Raw genomic sequence first — 20,939 nt, 5'->3', positions numbered from 1 at the left:
GTTATTACTTTTTGGAAAAATCATTTTATTTTTAAAAATAAGGAAGAATATAGGATTAATAGCAGGAAATTGAAATGATTATGACGAAAAAGGAAGAAAGAATTTAAATGACTGGATGTGAAGTTATGTTATCAAAGATCAAATCCTCCTCCTTTAGCGGTTTGGATGTAAGTCCCATTGATGTGGAGGTTGACTTATCAAATGGTTTACCTGCCATGAACATAGTAGGATTGGCAGATATAGAGGTGAAGGAATCTAAGGAAAGGGTTCGAGCAGCAATAAAAAATAGCTCCTTTGAGTTTCCATTAAAAAGAATTACCATAAATTTAGCTCCAGCAGATGCAAAAAAAGAAGGTACCCATTATGATTTGCCTATTGCCATAGGAATCCTTAAAGCATCAGGTCAAATTAAGAAGGAACTTGCAATAGAGGATCATTTTATTCTGGGGGAACTGTCCCTTGATGGGAAAATTAATAGAATTAAAGGGGTTTTGCCTATGCTGCTGGGAATGCAAGGTATAGGGATTTCGAAGGTATTATTGCCAATGGATAATCTTTCAGAAGGGAAGTATGTACCTGGAATAGAATGTATAGGGGTAGAAACCCTTAAAGACTTAGTCGATTATCTTAATGGTGAATTGGAGCTTTCAGTACAAATTGGTAGAAGAACTGAAAATTTTAAAATGATAGAAGGAGTTTTGGATTTTAATGATATTATGGGTCAGGAAAATCTTAAAAGGGCTATGGAGATCGCTGCAGCAGGAAGCCACAACCTCCTGATGATTGGTCCCCCAGGTTCAGGTAAGACAATGGCTGCAAGGAGATTACCCTCTATATTACCTAGGATGTCCTATGAGGAGGCTATAGAGGTAACAAAAATCTATAGTGTGGCAGGTCTATTAGATCCTAAAGAGGGTTTAGTAAGTTTACGACCTTTTAGGTCTCCCCATCATACCATATCCAATGTAGCTCTAACTGGTGGGGGAAGAATTCCTAAACCAGGTGAAGTTAGTTTAAGCCATAATGGGGTATTGTTTTTAGATGAGCTACCAGAGTTTAATAAAATGGCCCTAGAAGTTTTAAGACAACCTATTGAAGATGGCGAAATAAGCGTATCTAGGGTTAATGGTTCCTTCACCTTTCCTTCAAAGTTTATGTTGGTGGCATCTATGAATCCATGTCCCTGTGGTTTTTTTGGAACCAAATCAGAAAATCAATGTAGCTGCTCCCATCAACACATTAAAAGATATCTTGGAAAGATTTCAGGACCATTGCTAGACCGAATTGACTTAATTGTTGAAACAGCATCCGTGGAATTTGTGGATCTTGCAGGGAAAAGTAAATCTGAATCCTCAGAAACAATTAGAAATAGAGTAGAGGCCGCTAGAGAGGCCCAAAGGAAACGTTATGAGGAATCTGGGTTTTTAAATAACTCTCAGCTAACCCCAGCAGCCATAAGAAAGCATTGTAAGCTTGATTCAGAGGCTAAAAACCTAATGGAGGTAGCCTTTAATAAGCTAAAGCTAAGTGGAAGGGGTTATAATCGAGTATTAAAGGTTGCAAGAACTATTGCGGATCTTGATGGCAGTCCATCAATCCAAGTAGAACATATTTCTGAAGCCCTTCAATATAGAAATGGAAGTCAGTTTTTTAAGTTTTAATTTTGTTTTCTATTGGGATTTATATTATCATAGTTATAGATATAAGGAAAAGTGAAAAGTGAAAAGTGAAAAGTGAAAAGTGTAAAATAAAAAGTGAAAATTACTAATTCCCTCACTTAAAAGAAAGGAAGATTTAAGATGAAAATGAAAGTTTTTAAAATTACACTATTATTAATGATGGTTTCCTTTGTATTAACTGGCTGTGTACCAGGGGATGGAAGCTATACCCCAGAGGATCCCGCTGGTTTTTTGTGGGGAGTATGGCATGGTTGGATAGCTCCAATTTCTCTTATTTTAAGCTTTTTTAAGGATGGTTACCGATTATACGAAGTGGTAAATACTGGTTTTTGGTACGATTTTGGCTTTTACATAGCAGTAATAAGTGGTTTTGGGGGCATTTCCCTTGCTAGAAGAAAAAAGGATTAAGAAGGGGATATTTATATGGAGATTATACTCATTATCATTCTTGCGATTATCAATATACCAGTCTACAAATACATCAAAGAGTGGCTTTTTGAGAGTGACGAGGAATTTCGTGAAGCCTTTAAGTTTTTAATAACCCCTGATGTCTTTTCCCTCTTTAAGGGAAGATATTTAAGGGATCGTATTGCCGAATTTAAATTAGGTCTTTTATTCTTTCTTTGTGTCATAACCATCGCCATTGAATTTTACTTAATAAGATCTTTGTTTTCTATGTTTATTTAAAGCCTAGACCTTTTAGCAGCATTGGGATTAACACCAATGGCAACAATCGAAGAAATAAAGAAAAAGTTTAGACTCCTTGCAAAAAAATACCATCCAGATCATGGTGGAGATCCAGAAAAAATGATTGAGATTCTCGATATTTATGATAAGCTATTTAAAAAGTAAAGATATTACTACATATTAGGAGGACTAAAGATGAATATAATTGATTTAACACAGCTTATAGAAGAAAATATGCCTGTTTTTCCAGGTACAAAGGGACCCAATATCACTCAGACTAATACCTTAGAAGACAATGGGTTTGTAGAGCATCTATTGGCAATGTATACCCATACAGGAACCCATATGGATGCTCCTGCCCATATGATAGAAGGGGGGAAATCCTTAGACCAATATTCTGCAGACTCTTTCATTGGGAAGGCTGTTAAGATAGATTTTCTCGATAAACCAAAGGGTGAAATTGGTGTTGAGGATTTATTAAAATATAAAGATCAGCTTGAGACTGCTGATTTTCTAATTATTCATACGGGATGGAGTGAGTATTGGGGAACCTCAAAATACTTTGAGGATTTTCCAGCTTTGGGAGTTGAAGCTGCCCAGTGGTTAATGAACTATAATCTCAAGGGCATTGGTGTGGATGCAATTTCCGTTGATGCAATGACTTCTATAGGTTTTCCTATACATAATACCTTCATGAAGAAGAATTTTTTAATTATTGAAAACTTAACCAACCTTTTGGAGGTAAGGGGAGAATTTATATTTTCTTGCTTGCCCTTAAAAGTTGTTGATTCAGATGGTTCACCAATAAGGGCTATTGCTATGATATAGATATACTGAAGGATTATGGGGAGATGGGATAAAGGATAAAGGAGAAATTAGTGATGGCCAAGGCCTCCTCCTCAGTCCTTCAAAACAGCAATTTACAGCGGTGACATCGTAATTACTCAATGAGAAAGGAGTTAAAAAATGTTGAAAGAATATAAGGATCAATTAGAAGTTTCAATTAATGAGTTTGTGAGGGGGTATAAGGAAGAAAAAGCTACAATCTGTAACTGGAAGGAACCCCTAATCACCTATGCCTGGTCTGAAGATCCCATTTTTTTGGAACTTAAGAAAATCGTTGACCCCCAACATCAACTGCCAAAGGATTTTATGGATAATCCTAAAACGGTTATTGCCTATTTTATTCCCTTTGACGAGGTGGTGGTTAAAAGCAATGTAGGTGGACGTTTTAGCTCTGAACTATGGGGTATATCCTATATTGAAACCAACCAGCTCATAAGAGATTTAAATGAGTTTATCAATAAAGAATTGAAAATGCTGGGATATAACTCCTCTATCATACCGGCTACCCATAATTTTGATGAAGAAAAACTTGTTAGTCATTGGTCCCATAGGCATGTAGGATATATAGCAGGATTAGGAACCTTTGGGGTTAATAGAATGCTCATAACCTCCAAAGGTTGCTGTGGAAGAATAGGCAGTATTGTAACGGATTTAGAGATTCCCCCAACAATAAGAGGTGAAGGGGAGAATTGCCTATATAAGGCAAATGGAAGCTGTTTAACCTGTGTAAAAAGCTGCGTTATGGATGCTCTTTCACCGGATTCCTTTAATCGATTTAAATGCTATGAAATGTGTCTTGAAAATGCTGATAATCTTAAAGATATAGGTTTGGCTGATGTATGTGGGAAGTGTGTTGTAAATCAACCTTGTTCAACTAAAATCCCAACCCAAAGGAATTTTTCGGATAATTCGACATCAACTGAATAATATGTTGAAATTTTACTATTTCCAAGGCAATATTATTTAAATTCAAATTATAATTGCCCACCTTAAAATATACTGTTATAATTTCCTTAGATAAAAGGAGATGAGATGATGATAAAGTACTTTCCAAAAGGTGAATATCACACCAGTGATAGCCAGCCTAGGTTATTAGGGGATCGGTTATTTTTAAATACAAGATTCTATTTTATAACAAAGTTTGTAAATATCCTTTTAAAGGTTCGAAAGACTATTAAGGACAAAGGAATCGAAAGGTTAAATAGAGAAGAGTGGGCCCAGGCTTCTTACGAGATATTTAAGCTAATTGAAGGCTGTGGTGGAAAATTCCATATAACAGGTATAGACAATTTAGCCAAAATTCAAGGCCCTGTGGTTTTTGTCAGTAATCATATGAGTACTCTTGAAACGATGGTGTTTCCATCTATCATCGCTCCCTATTTAGACTCAACCTTCGTTGTTAAGGATAGTCTTGTGAAGCATTTTGTATTTGGACCAATAGTAAGATCTAGAGAACCAGTAGTAGTTGGAAGAAAAAATCCTAGAGAAGATTTGCAAACTGTAATGAGGGAAGGCCAGGACAGGCTTGAAAAAGGATATTCTTTAATTATCTTTCCCCAGAGCACAAGAACGACGAATTTCATTCCTGAAGAGTTCAATAGCTTGGGGGTGAAGCTTGCTAAAAAAAATAATGTTCAGGTAGTACCAATAGCGATTAAAACCGATTTTTGGGAGAATGGCAAGATTATGAAGGATTTAGGTCCCATATACAGAAATAGACCAATATATATTGCAATAGGAGAAGCACTTACAATAGAAGGAAATGGAAAAGATGAGCATAATCATATTGTTGATTTCATAGATGAGGAAATTAAAGGATGGGAATTAAATAATAGTGTAAAATAAATACTAAAAACCCAGAGAGCTAACGTATATATGTTATACGTACCCTGCTGGGTTTTATTACTAAAGAAGAAGGTTATTGTGTATAAATACCTATTAAATAATTATTATTTATTAATCTTTTTGCTATTTATTTAAATTACTATATAGTATATAATGTGTATTGGTTAAAATTTGAAAAATATTTATTTTTTGATGGTTTTGAAATTTTAGTAAAAGGGATTTTTAAAGATCAACATCCCTTATATTATTGATCTAGGGGGGCTTTACAGTGCTAAAGGATAGAGAAATATTAATTGCTCTAAATCATATGGGTTTAACTGATTTTAAGCACATAAATTTACTTTATGATTATTTTGGTTCTTTACAGGATTTTTGGTATGGAAAGGATGAATATATAAAGGAAGCCTTTAGTAATAATAGCATAATTGCAGAAAAATTGATTAAAAATAGAAATGAAACATATTTACAGGAGATAACGTCTAAGCTAACAGAGCTTCAGATAAAGACATTAACAATTGCGGATGATGGTTATCCCGAAAAATTAAAACGCATATACGATCCACCACAGGTAATATATATAAAAGGTAGGAGTGAGTTGAACCTTCCAACGATTGCAATAGTGGGATCAAGAAAAGCAACAGCCTATGGTAGATGGGCAGCATATAATTTAGCTAGAGAATTAAGTCAGTGGGGAATTAGCATCGTAAGTGGTTTAGCATCAGGAATTGATTCAGAAGGTCATAGGGGAGCTTTAGAAGAAAAGGGCTATACCATAGGGGTTTTGGGCTTTGGTATAGATCAATGCTATCCTGCATCTAATCGAGGGTTATTAGAAGAGATCCATGAAAAGGGCTGTATAATTTCTGAGTATCCTCCAGGGAGACAACCTCAAAAGTACTATTTTCCTGCAAGGAATAGAATTATAAGTGGTTTATCCGATGGAGTGCTGGTTATTGAAGCTGCTGAGAAAAGCGGTGCCCTTATAACTGTGGATTTTGCTTTAGATCAGGGGAAAGATATCTATGCATTACCTGGAAATATCAATTCTGGCCAGAGTAAAGGTACCAACAGGTTAATTAGAGATGGTGCCAAAATTGTCCTTGAAGCTGAAGACATCATACAGGACTTAACAAGGATATATCCCCTTGAGAATAAGGTTGATAATGATATGAGGGAAGAAATATTAAGTGAAGATGAAATGATTGTATATAATATCATTAAAGAAGAACCGATTCACATAGATTTGATTTTATATAATAGCAAGTTAGATATTAAAAGACTAAATGGAATTTTATCAATTCTAGAATTAAAGGGACTAATAACTCAACTTTCTGGTAAAAGATTTACAGTAGCTAAATAAGCTGATATAATTGTAATTATGATTTTTACTAATCTTTCCATTAGGAATTTTAGTATGGAGGTGTATTAATTGACAAAATCGTTAGTAATAGTAGAATCACCCGCTAAGGCTAAAACAATAAAGAAATTTTTGGGTAGAAATTATGTCGTTAAAGCATCCATAGGACATATAATTGATTTACCTAAAAGTAAGCTTGGTGTTGATATAGAACAGAACTTTGAGCCTGAGTACATTACCATAAGAGGTAAAGGTCCCGTACTTAAAGACATTAGACAAGAGGCAAAAAAAGCAGATAGAATACTGCTAGCAACTGACCCCGATAGAGAAGGGGAAGCAATATCGTGGCATCTAGCCAATGCTTTAAATATCGATGAGAATAAACCCTGTAGAATTGAGTTTAATGAAATTACAAAAAATGCTATTAAAAATGCAATCAAAAAGCCTAGGAAAATAGATAAAAATCTTGTAGATGCCCAGCAGGCAAGACGGGTTTTGGATCGTCTGGTTGGCTACCAAATTAGCCCCCTATTATGGAGAAATATTAGAAAGGGATTAAGTGCTGGTAGAGTTCAATCGGTAGCTACAAAACTTATAAAGGATCGAGAAGAGGAAATTACAAACTTTAAGTCCGAAGAATACTGGAGTTTATTCCTTAAAGCTGAATCGAAAAGCAAAGAAGCCCTTATGATAAAGTTTCATAGTGATGAAGAGGATCATAAGGAGTTACCCAATAAGGATGCAGTAGATGGCATTTTAAACAGAATAAAGGGAAAAAAACTAACTGTTGAGTCTGTAAAAACCAGTGAAAAGAAAAGAAATCCATACCTACCCTTTATTACAAGTACCCTACAGCAAGAAGCATCTAATAAGCTAGGTTACTCAACTAAAAAAACTATGTCTATTGCCCAACAGCTTTATGAGGGGATAGATGTTGATAAAGAGGGAACCGTTGGTCTTATTACCTATATGAGAACGGATTCAACAAGGATTTCCAATGAAGCCAAGGATAAAGCGATAGCCTATATAACACATCAATACGGAAAAGAATATACCTCAGATAAGGTAGCAAAAAAAATCGAAAAAAAGGATATACAAGATGCCCATGAAGCTGTAAGACCAACAGATGTAGCTAGAAGCCCAGAAAAAATAAAGTCCTCTCTTACAAAGGACCAGTATAACCTATACAAACTTATTTGGGAAAGATTCGTTGCCAGTTTTATGACTCCAGCAGTATATGATACTTTATCCCTTGAGTTATTGGTGGAGGGCATCCAATTTAGAGCTTCTGGTTCAAGACTAAAATTTGACGGATTTTTAAAGGTATATAGTCATGCTTCTATTTCTGAGGAGGTTTATCTACCTTTAGTTACCGAAGGAGAAGAACTAAAAATTATTAAAGAGGAGCCCAAACAGCACTTTACACAACCCCCTGCTAGATATACAGAGGCTTCTTTAGTAAAGGCAATGGAGGAACTGGGAATAGGAAGACCAAGTACCTATTCACCTACAATCTCTACCATCTTAGCCCGAGGATACGTTGAAAAGGAAAGCAGATACTTAAAGCCGACGGAACTAGGATTTATCGTAACAGAAATATTGGAAAACTACTTTTCTGAAATTTTAGATACTCATTTTACGGCAGACTTAGAAAAGAGATTAGATGAAATAGAGGATGGAAATCAGGATTGGAAGAGCATCATAAAAACCTTCTATGATTCCTTTGAGGAAATGCTTAAAATCGCCGATAAGGATATGGAGGAAATAGACCTGGTTGAAGAGAGTGATGAACTCTGTAAGGAATGTGGAGAAAGAATGTTAATTAAGCATGGTAGGTATGGAAAGTTTTTAGCCTGCAGTAACTATCCAGAGTGCACCCATACAGAAGCAATCCTAAATAAAATCGGGGTAAAATGTCCCCATTGTGAAGATGGTGATATCATAGAGAGAAGATCTAAAAAGGGTAGACTCTTCTATGGTTGTAGTAATTTTCCAAAATGTAGATTTGTTTCTTGGAATAAGCCCGTAGATAAACGTTGTCCTAAATGCAATGAAATACTGGTTTATAAGAAAACAAAGAAAAAAGAAAGCTTAACTTGTTTAAACAAAGATTGTGGATATGAAGAAATCATAGAAAATTAAAAAAATTTAGAAATTTTGCTAAATATAGTTGAAGAAATCAACATATTGTGGTAATATTCAGTTGGACCTACTAAATAACCGGGGGTGAGGGAATGATTAAAGGGACAACAATAGTTGCTGCTAGAATAAATGGCATTGACTGCGCTATAGCAGGTGATGGGCAGGTTACCCTTGGAGAAAAAATTGTGATTAAGAATCATGCGAAAAAGATACGAAAGATCTACAATGATGAAGTACTTATAGGCTTTGCAGGTTCTGTGGCAGATGCCTTTACTCTGGCTGAGAAGTTCGAAAACTATCTCGAAAAACATGGAGGAAATCTTAAACGTGCAGCTGTAGAGCTTGCCCAAAGCTGGAGGAGAGATAAGATCCTTACTAAATTGGAAGCTATGCTAATTGCATTAAATAAAGATGGTATGTTGATAATAAGTGGTACAGGTGAAGTAATTGAACCCGATGAAGATGTTATTGCCATTGGTTCAGGAGGTGCATATGCTTTGTCTGCTGCCATCGCCTTAAGTCAAAATACCAACCTTAATGCAAAGGATATCGTTACAAAATCTTTAGAGATTGCTGCAAATATATGTGTTTACACCAATAGTAATATTAGTGTTGAAGTGTTATAGTAATTGTATGTGAGGTGATTTAATGAGTAATTTTACACCGAAGCAAATTGTTGAGGAGTTGGATAAATATATTATAGGTCAACATTCGGCTAAAAAAGCTGTTGCAGTGGCCTTAAGAAACAGGTACAGGCGAAGTCTCATTCCATCAGAATTTAAAGAGGAGGTAAAGCCCAAAAATATTCTGATGATTGGCCCTACTGGAGTTGGGAAAACAGAAATTGCCCGAAGATTGGCTAAGTTGGTTATGGTACCCTTCGTAAAGGTAGAAGCTACCAAATTTACAGAAGTAGGTTATGTGGGAAGAGATGTTGAATCTATGATAAGGGATTTAGTGGAAGCCTCAATAAGAATGACTAAAAGCATCTATATTGAAAAGAACTATGAAAAGGCAAAACTTTTATCTAATGAAAGGCTTATTAATCTATTGGATCCATCTCCCCGAAAGGACACCTCCTATAATCCTTTAGATATGTTTTTTAGAGGTAAAGAAGATGACAATCCATCAAATTCTGATGTAAAGGATACTGATAAAAAATTAAAGAGGGAGCAAATTAAAAAGCAATTGGAGACTGGTTTGTTAGAGAAGGAACTGGTTGAAGTTGAAGTAGAGGATCACAAGCCCTCTTCAGTTGGATTTTTTTCTGGTATGGGAAACGAAGAAATGAATATCAATATGCAGAACATACTTGGAGATATCCTTCCTAAAAAGACCAAAAGAAAAAAAGTAACAGTTGCAGAGGCTAGAAAAATCATCACTGAACAAGAGGCACAAAAGCTAGTTGATATGGATGAAGTTATTAGTCAAGCAGTGTGCAATGCTGAAGAGAATGGTATTATCTTTATTGATGAAATAGATAAAATAGCTGGTAGAGAAGGTGGCGGTGGACCAGATGTTTCTAGGGAAGGTGTACAAAGAGACATTTTGCCGATAGTCGAGGGCAGTACGGTCATGACAAAGTATGGACCTGTAAAAACCGATCATGTTCTTTTCATTGCAGCAGGAGCCTTTCATATTTCGAAAATTTCTGATTTGATACCAGAATTACAGGGTAGATTTCCTATAAGAGTGAACCTTAATAATTTGACCATTGAGGACTTCAAAGCGATTTTAACTCAACCTAAAAATGCTTTACTTACCCAGTATAAAATGTTATTAGAAACTGAAGATATAAAATTGAATTTCGAAGAGGATGCTATTGAAGAATTGGCCAAAATATCCTATAAGTTGAATGAACAACGAGACAATATTGGTGCCAGAAGATTACATAATGTTGTAGAAAAACTACTGGAGGATATATCCTTTGATGCTCCAGAGTTAGAGCAGAAGGAAATAACCATAGATAAAAGCTTTGTTAACAAAAAGCTTATGGAAACAATTAAAACCTTTAGTGAAGAAAAATATATCATCTAAATAGTAAATCTAAATAATAATAATTGTTTTAACAAGACAAAGGAGGAGTATCAATGGCCAGTGCATTATTAGAAAAAACCAGAAGAATAAACAAAATATTACAACAAACAGGAGATCATCCAGTATCCTTCAATGAGCTATGCAGAATACTAAGCGAAATATTAGATGCCAATGTTTATATAGCCAGTTGGAAGGGGAAGGTTTTAGGGGTTAGCTTAACAGATGCATCAGATTGTCCAATAATTGTCGATGAAAGGACAGCAGAAAAGAAATTCCCTGATGAGTATAATGATCAGCTTTTAAGTATTACCGAAACGAAATCCAATATTACACAGGATGAGTTATTGAAGATTTTTAAGTACGATGTTCAAAGTTACAATAAGCTAGTAACCATTGTACCAATCAATGGTAGTGGAAAAAGAATCGGTACCCTTGTTCTAGCGAGATTTGAAAATGAATTTCTTGATGAAGATCTAGTAATGGCTGAGTATAGCTCAACTGTAGTAGGATTAGAGATTCTTAGATCAAGACATGAAGAGATTGAAGAAGAAGCTAGAAAGAAGGCAGTGGTTCAGATGGCAATTGGAACCTTATCCTATTCTGAACTTGAGGCAGTAGAGCACATATTTAATGAACTAAATGGAACTGAAGGGTTATTAGTAGCTAGTAAAATAGCAGATAGAGTAGGAATTACTCGTTCTGTAATAGTAAATGCCCTAAGGAAGTTTGAAAGTGCAGGGGTTATCGAATCAAGATCCTTAGGAATGAAGGGTACCCATATTAAAATCTTAAACGATAGATTATTAGAAGAATTAAGAAAAGCCAAAAGATAATAATAAAGTCAGTAGATGACAGCTGGCGATAAACCATTAATAAAGACCTCATATAATGAGGTCTTTTTTTGTATGGAAATATTAACATAAAAAGATTATTGTATATTATATAGTAAAATAATACCATAATTAATAATTTAACAATTATGTTTGGAATTTCTATAGAAGTTTCTGCTAGAATATATTATAATAGTCTATGTAATTTTTTGTAATAAAATGTAGAATATGCATTAGACAAATTAATTATTCCTATAAGTCTGTAAATGTAATAAAATAAAGATTATATACATAATAGGACCATAGTATTGTATGTAGAAATATAAAAAAAAAAGAAGGAAATAGTATTTTTTTGGCTAATTATTAAATAAGATTTTTATGCATTTCATTAAAAATATATTACTACGAAAAGCAATCAAAAATTAGGTTACCCCATCTAAAACGATAAGCTCCTAAATAAACCTATGAAAGGAGAAATAAAATGTTTAAGAATATCAATTTATTGGAAAGTGCTTTAAACGCTTCTTGGAAAAGAAACGAAGTAATCTCCAACAATATTGCCAATGCCAATACGCCAAATTTTAAGAAATCCAGCGTTGAATTTGAAGAAGCTTTGGCTGCAGCATTAAATAAGAAAAACATTATTGGTAATACCACCCATGAAAAGCACTTTAAGATAGGCCAGAGCCTTGATGGTGGTATACAGCATAAGGTGAAGGAAGAATCCCATTACAGTACTAGACGTGATGGCAATAATGTTGATATAGATGTAGAAATGGCAGACTTAGCTAAAAATAGTATTTTATACAATACACTAACAAGTCAACTAAATCTACAGTTACAAAGAATTAAATCTGTAATAAATGAAGGGAAGTGATGATAGATGAGTATATTTAATGCTATAAATATAAGTGCAACTGGCTTAACTGCTGAGAGACTCCGAATGGATACCATATCTAAGAATATAGCCAATGCCAATACCACTAGAGCTGCAAATGGAAGTCCTTTTAGAAGACAAATAGTGGTCTTTAAAACCAAAGATCATGGAGTGCCCTTTACACAGTACTTAAATAATGAATCTAAAAGACAGGCGGGATTAAAGGGTGTGGAAGTAGTTGGCATAAAAGAAGATCAATCTCCATTCAAAAAGTTATATGACCCAGGACATCCCGATGCTGATGCTGAAGGATACGTATCAATGCCTAATGTAGACATAGTAACAGAAATGGCCAATATGATATCAGCAACTAGAGGTTATGAGGCCAATGTTACAGCAATGAATGCAACCAAATCTATGGCAATGAAGGCCCTAGAAATTCGATAAAATCTGTATGGACTAATACTATTTTTTTTAAGAAGTATGCAAATTACATAAACCTACTAAACTTGATTGACAAATAATTACGATTATCCCTTCACTTTAAGGAAAGGAATGGTAACAGAAATGAAGATTATCAATAATCCTAGCCAAATCCTAAGTAATTCTTTAGGTTTGTTTGCTGAGACAAAGGAAAAGGGTGCTGTTTCCTTCAGCGATATGTTTGCCGAATCTTTGAAGAATGCTGATCGCCTTGAAAAAGAAAGCCAAAATTTTTCAGAAAAAATTGCCTCTGGACAAGTGGACAATATACATGAAGCTATGATAGCGGCACAAAAGGCTGATATTTCTATGCAGTTAATATTACAAGTACGAAATAAGGTGCTAGATGCTTATCGAGAAATAACAAGGATGCAGATTTAATTATAGCTGAAATGGGGTGATTCAATGTCTGAAGCAATAGAAACAGTACGAAATCAACTAAATGAGTTTTTTCAAGGAATGGAGAAAAAACAAAAAATTAAAATAGCCATTTCTGCAATTCTATTACTAATAACCATTACTGCAATTATATGGTTTTTTACAAGAACAGAGTACGTAGTTCTTTATAATAATCTTGAAGCAAAGCAGGCGGGTGAAATTCTTGATACCCTAGGTTCAAATAACATTAAAGCCAAACTTGGTGCCACCAGTAGCGAAATTTTGGTGGCAAAGGAAGATGAACAGAGGGCACAGGTAGTAGTAGCCACCAATGGTTTACCAGCTTCAAGGTTTTCCTTTGAGGATGCCTTTTCAAATTCCTTTATGATGACCAGCGAAGAAAGAACACAAAAATTCTTAATAGCTCAGCAAAATTATCTTGCCAGCACGATAGAATATATACCAGGGGTTAAGAAGGCAGTAGTAAATTTAACTGTACCCGACAAAGGTAATTTTGTTTTCTCAGACAATAACCATCTCTCAAAGGCGTCAGTATTCCTAGAATTAGGAACCCATGCAAATCTCGATTCTAATAGTATAAACGGCATCGTTCTTCTTGTATCAAATGCAGTAGAAGGTTTAGATCCTGAAAATGTTACCATACATGGAAGTGATGGACGGGTTTTAAATCAAAGATCTGATGGGACGGGAAGCTTTACTGTAAATGATCAGATGAACTTACAGCATGTTGTGAAGACGGATTTAGAAAATAGTATTACGGAATTTCTATCAACTGTTTATGGATATGGCAATGTTGTCGTGATGGCCAATGTTAAATTAGATTTTGATAGTCAAGTTACTGAAATTAAAGAGTTTTCTCCTCCGATAGAGGGAGAGACAACAGGAATTATTAGAAGCATGCAGGAGCTTCAGCAAAATGCAACCAATGAAGGGGTAGGGGGTGCTCCAGGAACAGATACAAATACAGAGGATCCTACCCAGTATGTAGAAAATGATCCCAGCGCTTCAAGATATAGTGAAGCCAGTCAAACAATAAACTATGAAATTAATGAATTAAGAAGAAAAATTGTTACAGCCCAAGGACAGGTGAAGGATATAACAGTAGCTGTCTACATAAATAGCCAAGCAATTAACACTGGAAGTCTAAGTGATGAGGAAATACAGGAATTACAAAGTATTATCTCTGCTGCGGCAGGCTTAGATACTAGAGTGGTTCAGGTTGGCGTTAAGGAGTTTAATAATGCTATACAGGATCAGATGAGGGCAGCTATTGATGCTTCTGCTACCTCTGGATTTATGGGGATGCCCTTCTGGGTATTGGGAATGTTAGGAGCATTATTATTAGCTGGTATATTTGTTACAGCCACCATAATTAAAAAGAAATCAAAGGCTCAACCTTTAGAAAGTGCAAAGGAAATTATTCCAAAGGAAGAGCTAGAAGAAATAGACCTAGAATTATCTGGATCACAAGTTAAGCAGCAAATCGAAAAAATGGTAGCCAAAAAGCCCGAAGCAGTGGCACAGCTATTAAAAAACTGGCTTAGTGAAGAGTAGAGGTGAAGATCGTGAGAAAGTCTGCCAAGGGAGAATTGTCTGGAAGAGAAAAGGCTGCAATACTGCTTATAAGCTTAGGTCCAGAATATTCTGCCCAAATATTTAAACATTTAAATGATGATGAGATAGAAGAACTGACTTTAGAAATCGCCAATATGAGGAAGGTATCCCCAGAGGAAAAGGAAAGGATTCTTTCTGAATTCTATGAGATATGTGTAGCTCAGGAATATATCTCAGAAGGTGGTATAAATTACGCAAAGGACGTATTGGAGAAGGCTTTAGGCTCTCAAAAGGCCATGGATATCATTAATAAGCTAACGGCATCCCTTCAGGTGAAACCCTTTGATTTTGCCCGCAAGGCTGATCCCAGTCAACTCCTTAATTTTATCCAAAATGAGCATCCTCAAACAATTTCCTTAATATTAGCCTACTTACCATCCAATCAATCTGCACAAATTCTTTCTGCGCTACCTCCTGTTAAGCAAGCGGAGGTTGCTCAACGGATTGCAGTAATGGATAGAACTTCTCCTGAAATTATTAAAGAGGTGGAGTCGGTTTTAGAAAGAAAGCTATCTTCATTGGTAAGTCAAGATTATACTTCAGCTGGAGGACTCCAATCCATTGTTGATATACTCAACTTTGTTGATAGGGGAACAGAAAAGAATATTATGGATACCCTAGATATCCAAGATGCTGAGTTAGCAGATGAAATTCGCAAGAGAATGTTTGTATTCGAAGACATTATTAGCCTTGATAGCTCCTCTATCCAAAGATTTATTAGAGAAATTGATAACAAGGAGTTGGCTATTGCATTAAAGGGAGCAACAGAAGAGGTTGCCAATGTTATTTATGCAAATATGTCTAAGCGTATGGCAGAAATGATTAAAGAGGACATGGAATTTATGGGCCCTGTTAGATTAAGAGATGTAGAAGAATCTCAACAGAAAATTGTGAATATTATCAGAAAGCTTGAAGAAGCTGGCGAAATTATTATAGCCCGAGGCGGAGGAGATGAAATAATTGTCTAAGGTGTTTAAGTCTACGAATGTCGTTTGGGGTTCTAAAAAGGAATTAGAGTATACAGATCATAAATTAGATAACGTCATTAAGCTAAGAGATGATGCAGGAATCAATCTTGCTGATAAATTTGATGATGACATCCTTCAAGAAGCAGAACCTACTCCAGAGGAAGTATTAAATGATGCTATGGAGGAGGCCAATAGGATTATTGAAGAAGCCAAAAGAGAAGCAGCAATGATTATTGAAGAAGCCTATCAAGATTGTAAAAATATCTATGATAAAGCAAAGCGGGAAGGCTATGAGGAGGGCTTCAACGAAGGTTTAAACAAGGGCTATAGTGAGGTAGATGAAGAGATTAAAGAAGCCATGGAAATAAAGCTACATACTATGGAAGAAAAGAAGAGAATGGCTAAATCCCTTGAAAAACAATTAATATATCTTGTGAGAGATATCGCAAAGAAAGTGATAAAACATCAACTAGAAGAGGATCATAGTCTTCTATTAAACTTAATAGAAGAGGGATTAGAGAAATCCACCTTTACTGAGTCCATCATTATTAGAGTTTCAGATAAAGACTTCGATTTAGTAAATACATCCAAAAACAAAATTCTAATGATGACAGAAGGAATTGAGAAGATGGAGGTTAAATGCGATTCCTCCCTTGAAGCAGGAAGTGTAATTATTGAGACACTATCAGGAACCATAGATGCAGGCTTAGAAACTCAACTGCAATTTATTGAAAAACTATTTGAAGAACTTCTACAGGATGAGTGATAATATGGGCCAATTAAAGTTAAACAAGTATAGTGAAGCCTTACAATCAGCAGATTTAATTAAATACTCTGGTAGGGTCTCCCAAGTAATAGGACTAACCATTGAAGCCATAGGACCAGCAGTAAAAATTGGAGAGGTTTGTGTAATATACACCCTAAAGGGTAGGGCTCCAGTTTTAGCTGAGGTGGTTGGATTTAAAGAAAAAAAGGTTTTGCTAATGCCTCTAGGTGATATGGAGGGAATTGGTCCAGGAAGTAAGGTTGAAGCCACAGGAACATCCTTAGAAGTAAAGGTAGGTTACGATTTATTAGGAAGGGTACTGGATGGTCTCGGTAATCCCATTGATGGAAAGGGACCTATTGCAAAGATAAAGTCTTATCCCGTTATGGGAACACCCCCTAACCCCTTAGAACGAAAAAGAATAACAGAACCATTATCAATAGGAGTAAGGGCAATAGACGGAATGCTGACAATTGGTAATGGCCAAAGGATAGGAATATTTGCCGGTAGTGGTGTTGGTAAGAGTACTCTTTTAGGGATGATAGCAAGAAATACCGAAGCAGATGTGAATGTAATCGCACTAATTGGTGAGAGGGGCCGTGAGGTAAAAGAGTTTATTGAAAATGATTTAGGGGAGGAAGGTCTAAAGAGATCTGTGGTTATTGTAGCAACCTCTGATCAACCTCCATTAATTAGAATGAAGGGTGCCCTCCTGGCAACATCCATCGCAGAATTTTTTAGAGATCATAATAAAAATGTAATGCTTATGATGGACTCCTTAACAAGGTTTTCTATGGCCCAAAGAGAGGTGGGTTTAGCAATTGGCGAACCACCTGTTACAAAAGGATATACCCCTTCAGTATTTGCTATTTTACCAAGGTTGCTTGAAAGATCAGGCACCTCCGAGAAGGGCTCTATAACAGGGTTATACACTGTTCTGGTAGATGGAGATGATATGAACGAACCAATTGCCGATGCAGTTAGAGGTATCCTTGATGGACATATCGTGTTGGCAAGGAAGCTTGCCAATCGCAACCATTATCCTGCCATAGATATCTTATCAAGTATTAGCAGGGTAATGCCCAGCATTATAGATGAAGATCATTTATCTACAGCCAATAGACTTAAGGAAATTATGGCCACCTATAATGAGGCAGAGGATTTAATTAATATAGGAGCTTATGCTAAAGGTACCAATAAAAAAATAGATTATGCAATTAAGAAAATTGATAGCATAAATGAATTTTTGGTTCAGGGAACCCATGAAGAAACAGATTTTTCTGAAACCCATATGCTTATGAAAAATATTATTAAGGATTAGTGAGGGATCATCATGGCTAAAGAATTCTCCTATAGATTTGAAACCATCCTTAATATAAAGGAAAAGGATGAAGAAAACAAGAAAATATTGCTGGGAAATGCAACCAAAGCCCTTAATAAGGAAAGAGAGCATTTGCAGCTTTTGTTAGAAAAAAAGACCAGTCTTCAGCAGCAATGGAGATCACTGGGTGAGATTAGAACTACCATTAAGGACATTAAAACCTTCTCAAATACCATTAAGTATTTTGAAGATTTAATTAAGAGTCAAAGTAATACCGTTAAGAATTGTGAAGCAAAGGTAAATGGTTGCAGGTTACAGTTGGTGGATGCCAGAAAACAAACGAAAATTTACTCAAAAATTAAAGAAAAAGATAGGAGTCTTTATCAGTATAAGTTGGCAAAGGATGAAGAAGTCTTAGTAGATGAACTAATCTCATACAATACTGTTAAAAAACAAGGAGGATAATATGGCTAAAAATGAGAAAAAAGGTGGGGCCTTCAAAGCGATAGCCATTATATTAGCATCTTTCCTACTGGTTCCTGCTTTAACATTAGTAATAGTATATTATTCAAATGTCAATTTTCAGTATACAGTTAATAGATTTTTATCCGGCGCACCAGGGGTAATAGGTAACTATTTTGAAAGAATCCCCACTAAAGAAGAGCAGGAGCTATTGAAACGTCAGATTGCTGAAAACTACATCACCCTAGAGGAAGATAGACTGATAGATAAGCTATTACTAATAAGAAGTGAAGATAATAAATTGTTTAATGATCTAATCATCATTTTAAATGATCTTAATTCAAGAAAGATGACAAAGGTAAGTGAGGGTATAAGAAGATCCGATTTAAAGGGTAGTAGTCTAGATAGAGTACTTGAAGAAATTGACTTAGATAAAGAAAAGGAAATCATCCAATTAGTAGATTATTATACAGCTATGAAGGTTAGTGATACAGTTATGGAAATATCTGCAGATCTTAATAATGGCGAATTAACCCTGGAAACCTTACCTCAATTGTTTAGTAAATTCTCTGTAGATACTGCAGCAAAGTACATTATGTATTCTGAAGAAGAATTATCTAATAAGATATTGTTTAATTTACCTGCTCCTAATAAACAGGAAATAGAAATAGAAATTGAGAGAATTATGCAAAGTCTACAGCAATCGAGAGAGATGGCAGAAATCTATGGCATTAAGACTACAGAAGAATTATTGACCTTAATAGGGAATACCGATAAACATAAAATCCAAGAGTTAGTGAATATTTATGGTTATCTTCCTTCGCAAAAGGGAGGACAGGTTTTATCTAAGGTTAGTGATGAAGAGTTAACTTTAACCATAATAGAGGGTCTAGTAGAGCTTGAAAAGTTAGGACAAACTCCAAAGGGTAAGTCAAAAAATCTATCAACAGCCATACAGGTTTATAAAAACTATGACCTAAAAATCCAAGAGCTGGTGGAAATCTATCAAAAGCTACCAATTGAAAATTTAGCAACTCTGGTAGATCAAATGCTCTCAACAAATAGTACCTACCAAATAAATCAGTTGATTGATGAAGATGACATCGTATTTACACAGGAGCAATTAATCATTGATGTACTAAGACAGCTTAAGCCAACCCTTATTGCAGATTTAATAGAACAATTAAGAACTCAAAGGGCAATTGAATTAACTCAGAAATATGTTGGAAATTAACATATTTATTAAAAATGAAGGGAGGTGAAAGAATGATACAGATGGAAAAATTAATCTTTGCCAATGAGGTAAACTCAAAATCCTCCATGCCACTAAAAAAGCCCCAGGGTCAGAAATCCTTTGGCGAAATCTTTAAAACCTTAAAGGATAAGAATGAGGTTGCTAAAGAGGCTGTAGACGAATCTACAAATAACAAAGCCCTTGTGTTAGATCAAGCAAAGAAGCCTCTAGAGAATAAAGAAGCAGTGGGCACTCAAGAACCTGATACCAAAATTTCTGAGGATTACAAAGAAATGCTAGTATTTGAAGAATATTCTTCTGTGGAGTTAATAGAAGAAGAGAATGAAATCATCATTGATATACCTTCTATTTTAAATCTACTACAACAGCTTCAGAATCAGGATATCTTGAATAAAGAAGAGATTAAAGAGATATTAGCGGTACTGAATAGCAGTGGAAAAGAGCTCCCAAAACTTGAAGGCTTGCTTAAGCTATTGGAGGAGAAAATTACAACCATTGAAGAGGGTATTCTTAATCTTTCTAAGCTAGACAGTAATGAAACTGAAGTGCTACAAAAAATGTCAGAAGAAAAAGCCCTATTGTTGAACATAAAGGAGCACATTCAAAAGCTTCATAAGGATATTAAGGTAGATCCTCAATCAGTGTCTCAGAAAAATATGGACCCTATCCTAATGGAAAGCGCTCATAAAAAGGCTGCAACTTCAAATGTAGAGGCAAAGGAAGTAAAGGTGACTGAGGAATCATTAACTGAGCTGACTAAAGAAAAAACAGTTAAGGTAACCTTAGAAGGCAAAGGGGAGGATAAAGGCACCTTAAAGGAATCAAATACTCCTCAACAAAAGGATGCAAGTGTAATAGAATTTAATCCAATAAATCTAACAAAAGATCTTATTAATGAAAAAGTAATTGGTGCAGCAAAGGCATTGAATCAGCAACAAATTGATCCTCAAAATGTTATGAACCAAGTGGTGGATAAGATTGAATTATTGGTGCTAAATCAAAAAAGTGAAATGAAGCTACAGTTATCTCCTGAAAATCTAGGCACCTTGACCATCAAGATTACCATTGAGGATGGAGTATTAACAGGTAAGGTCTTTACCGCTAATCCTCAAGTCAAGGAGCTACTAGAAAACAACCTAAATCAGCTAAAAATTAACTTAGGTGATAAGGGGATTAATGTAAGCAGCCTAGAGGTTTCTGTAGATCAAAACAATCAAAGGTTTGGAGAAAGAGGCTATTTAAAACAAAAGCAAAGTCTTAAAAGAGTTAGTAATATTGCTGGACTAGAAGATTCAGGTTATTTACAAGCTACTGCGCCAGCCTCAAATCCCTATTTGATGACATCTAGCTTTGATGGAACTGTATAAGGAG

At 35.3% G+C, this 20,939-nt stretch carries 22 protein-coding genes; all 22 read left to right on the top strand.

The window, feature by feature from the left end:
* Positions 1 to 125 precede the first annotated feature (125 nt).
* The 22 genes from F8153_RS04275 to F8153_RS04170 all read left to right on the top strand — a co-directional run bounded on the left by F8153_RS04275 (position 126) and on the right by F8153_RS04170 (position 20,935).
* On the top strand, positions 126 to 1,661 hold the full coding sequence (locus F8153_RS04275) for a YifB family Mg chelatase-like AAA ATPase (RefSeq protein WP_151865128.1): 1,536 nt from the start codon (positions 126 to 128) through the stop codon (positions 1,659 to 1,661).
* 138 nt (positions 1,662 to 1,799) lie between these two features.
* Positions 1,800 to 2,087 carry a hypothetical protein gene (locus F8153_RS04270; protein ID WP_151865127.1) on the top strand — a complete coding sequence of 96 codons (288 nt, stop codon included), beginning with the start codon at positions 1,800 to 1,802 and terminating at the stop codon, positions 2,085 to 2,087.
* Between the two features lie 15 nt (positions 2,088 to 2,102).
* The gene (locus F8153_RS04265) at positions 2,103 to 2,366 is read left to right on the top strand and encodes a hypothetical protein (protein ID WP_151865126.1); all 264 of its coding nucleotides are present in this window, start codon (positions 2,103 to 2,105) and stop codon (positions 2,364 to 2,366) included.
* Between the two features lie 21 nt (positions 2,367 to 2,387).
* Complete coding sequence (locus tag F8153_RS04260; RefSeq protein WP_279237114.1) at positions 2,388 to 2,531, top strand: J domain-containing protein; 144 nt, start codon at positions 2,388 to 2,390, stop codon at positions 2,529 to 2,531.
* Positions 2,532 to 2,561: 30 nt separating this feature from the next.
* Positions 2,562 to 3,194, top strand: coding sequence for a cyclase family protein (locus F8153_RS04255; protein WP_151865124.1), 633 nt, complete (start codon positions 2,562 to 2,564; stop codon positions 3,192 to 3,194).
* A gap of 138 nt (positions 3,195 to 3,332) precedes the next feature.
* Positions 3,333 to 4,139, top strand: coding sequence for an epoxyqueuosine reductase (locus tag F8153_RS04250; RefSeq protein ID WP_151865123.1), 807 nt, complete (start codon positions 3,333 to 3,335; stop codon positions 4,137 to 4,139).
* A gap of 108 nt (positions 4,140 to 4,247) precedes the next feature.
* Positions 4,248 to 5,057, top strand: a complete 810-nt coding sequence (locus tag F8153_RS04245; RefSeq protein WP_151865122.1) for a lysophospholipid acyltransferase family protein — start codon at positions 4,248 to 4,250, stop codon at positions 5,055 to 5,057.
* A 268-nt stretch (positions 5,058 to 5,325) separates the two neighbouring features.
* Positions 5,326 to 6,417, top strand: coding sequence for a DNA-processing protein DprA (gene dprA / locus F8153_RS04240; protein ID WP_243136891.1), 1,092 nt, complete (start codon positions 5,326 to 5,328; stop codon positions 6,415 to 6,417).
* A 69-nt stretch (positions 6,418 to 6,486) separates the two neighbouring features.
* Entirely contained in the window at positions 6,487 to 8,556 is a 2,070-nt protein-coding gene (gene topA, locus F8153_RS04235) for a type I DNA topoisomerase (RefSeq protein ID WP_151865121.1), read from the top strand.
* 92 nt (positions 8,557 to 8,648) lie between these two features.
* Complete coding sequence (gene hslV, locus F8153_RS04230; RefSeq protein ID WP_151865120.1) at positions 8,649 to 9,182, top strand: ATP-dependent protease subunit HslV; 534 nt, start codon at positions 8,649 to 8,651, stop codon at positions 9,180 to 9,182.
* 22 nt (positions 9,183 to 9,204) lie between these two features.
* Positions 9,205 to 10,593, top strand: coding sequence for an ATP-dependent protease ATPase subunit HslU (gene hslU / locus F8153_RS04225; protein ID WP_151865119.1), 1,389 nt, complete (start codon positions 9,205 to 9,207; stop codon positions 10,591 to 10,593).
* Positions 10,594 to 10,646: 53 nt separating this feature from the next.
* A complete protein-coding gene (gene codY / locus F8153_RS04220; protein ID WP_151865118.1) occupies positions 10,647 to 11,426 on the top strand; it encodes a GTP-sensing pleiotropic transcriptional regulator CodY in 780 nt (259 codons plus the stop codon).
* Positions 11,427 to 11,904: 478 nt separating this feature from the next.
* The gene (gene flgB, locus F8153_RS04215; RefSeq protein WP_151865117.1) at positions 11,905 to 12,300 is read left to right on the top strand and encodes a flagellar basal body rod protein FlgB; all 396 of its coding nucleotides are present in this window, start codon (positions 11,905 to 11,907) and stop codon (positions 12,298 to 12,300) included.
* A gap of 6 nt (positions 12,301 to 12,306) precedes the next feature.
* Positions 12,307 to 12,747, top strand: coding sequence for a flagellar basal body rod protein FlgC (flgC, locus tag F8153_RS04210; RefSeq protein ID WP_151865116.1), 441 nt, complete (start codon positions 12,307 to 12,309; stop codon positions 12,745 to 12,747).
* Between the two features lie 66 nt (positions 12,748 to 12,813).
* The gene (fliE, locus tag F8153_RS04205) at positions 12,814 to 13,164 is read left to right on the top strand and encodes a flagellar hook-basal body complex protein FliE (protein WP_243136890.1); all 351 of its coding nucleotides are present in this window, start codon (positions 12,814 to 12,816) and stop codon (positions 13,162 to 13,164) included.
* A gap of 24 nt (positions 13,165 to 13,188) precedes the next feature.
* Positions 13,189 to 14,736 (top strand): flagellar basal-body MS-ring/collar protein FliF, encoded by a 1,548-nt coding sequence (gene fliF, locus F8153_RS04200; RefSeq protein WP_151865114.1) that lies wholly within the window; start codon positions 13,189 to 13,191, stop codon positions 14,734 to 14,736.
* 11 nt (positions 14,737 to 14,747) lie between these two features.
* Positions 14,748 to 15,764 (top strand): flagellar motor switch protein FliG, encoded by a 1,017-nt coding sequence (gene fliG, locus F8153_RS04195; RefSeq protein WP_330577601.1) that lies wholly within the window; start codon positions 14,748 to 14,750, stop codon positions 15,762 to 15,764.
* A gap of 1 nt (position 15,765) precedes the next feature.
* Positions 15,766 to 16,530 (top strand): FliH/SctL family protein, encoded by a 765-nt coding sequence (locus F8153_RS04190; protein WP_243136901.1) that lies wholly within the window; start codon positions 15,766 to 15,768, stop codon positions 16,528 to 16,530.
* A gap of 4 nt (positions 16,531 to 16,534) precedes the next feature.
* Positions 16,535 to 17,851 carry a flagellar protein export ATPase FliI gene (gene fliI / locus F8153_RS04185; RefSeq protein WP_151865112.1) on the top strand — a complete coding sequence of 439 codons (1,317 nt, stop codon included), beginning with the start codon at positions 16,535 to 16,537 and terminating at the stop codon, positions 17,849 to 17,851.
* Positions 17,852 to 17,863: 12 nt separating this feature from the next.
* Positions 17,864 to 18,316, top strand: a complete 453-nt coding sequence (fliJ, locus tag F8153_RS04180) for a flagellar export protein FliJ (RefSeq protein WP_151865111.1) — start codon at positions 17,864 to 17,866, stop codon at positions 18,314 to 18,316.
* Position 18,317: 1 nt separating this feature from the next.
* A complete protein-coding gene (locus F8153_RS04175; RefSeq protein ID WP_151865110.1) occupies positions 18,318 to 19,547 on the top strand; it encodes a hypothetical protein in 1,230 nt (409 codons plus the stop codon).
* 32 nt (positions 19,548 to 19,579) lie between these two features.
* Entirely contained in the window at positions 19,580 to 20,935 is a 1,356-nt protein-coding gene (locus F8153_RS04170) for a flagellar hook-length control protein FliK (RefSeq protein ID WP_192929649.1), read from the top strand.
* Positions 20,936 to 20,939: the final 4 nt, after the last annotated feature.

This window comes from Alkaliphilus serpentinus (assembly GCF_009017255.1).
GTDB classification, from domain to species: Bacteria; Bacillota; Clostridia; order Peptostreptococcales; family Natronincolaceae; genus Alkaliphilus_D; species Alkaliphilus_D serpentinus.
The sequence above is the reverse complement of the archived record's forward strand: the minus strand, read 5'-3'. Positions and strand labels throughout refer to the sequence as shown.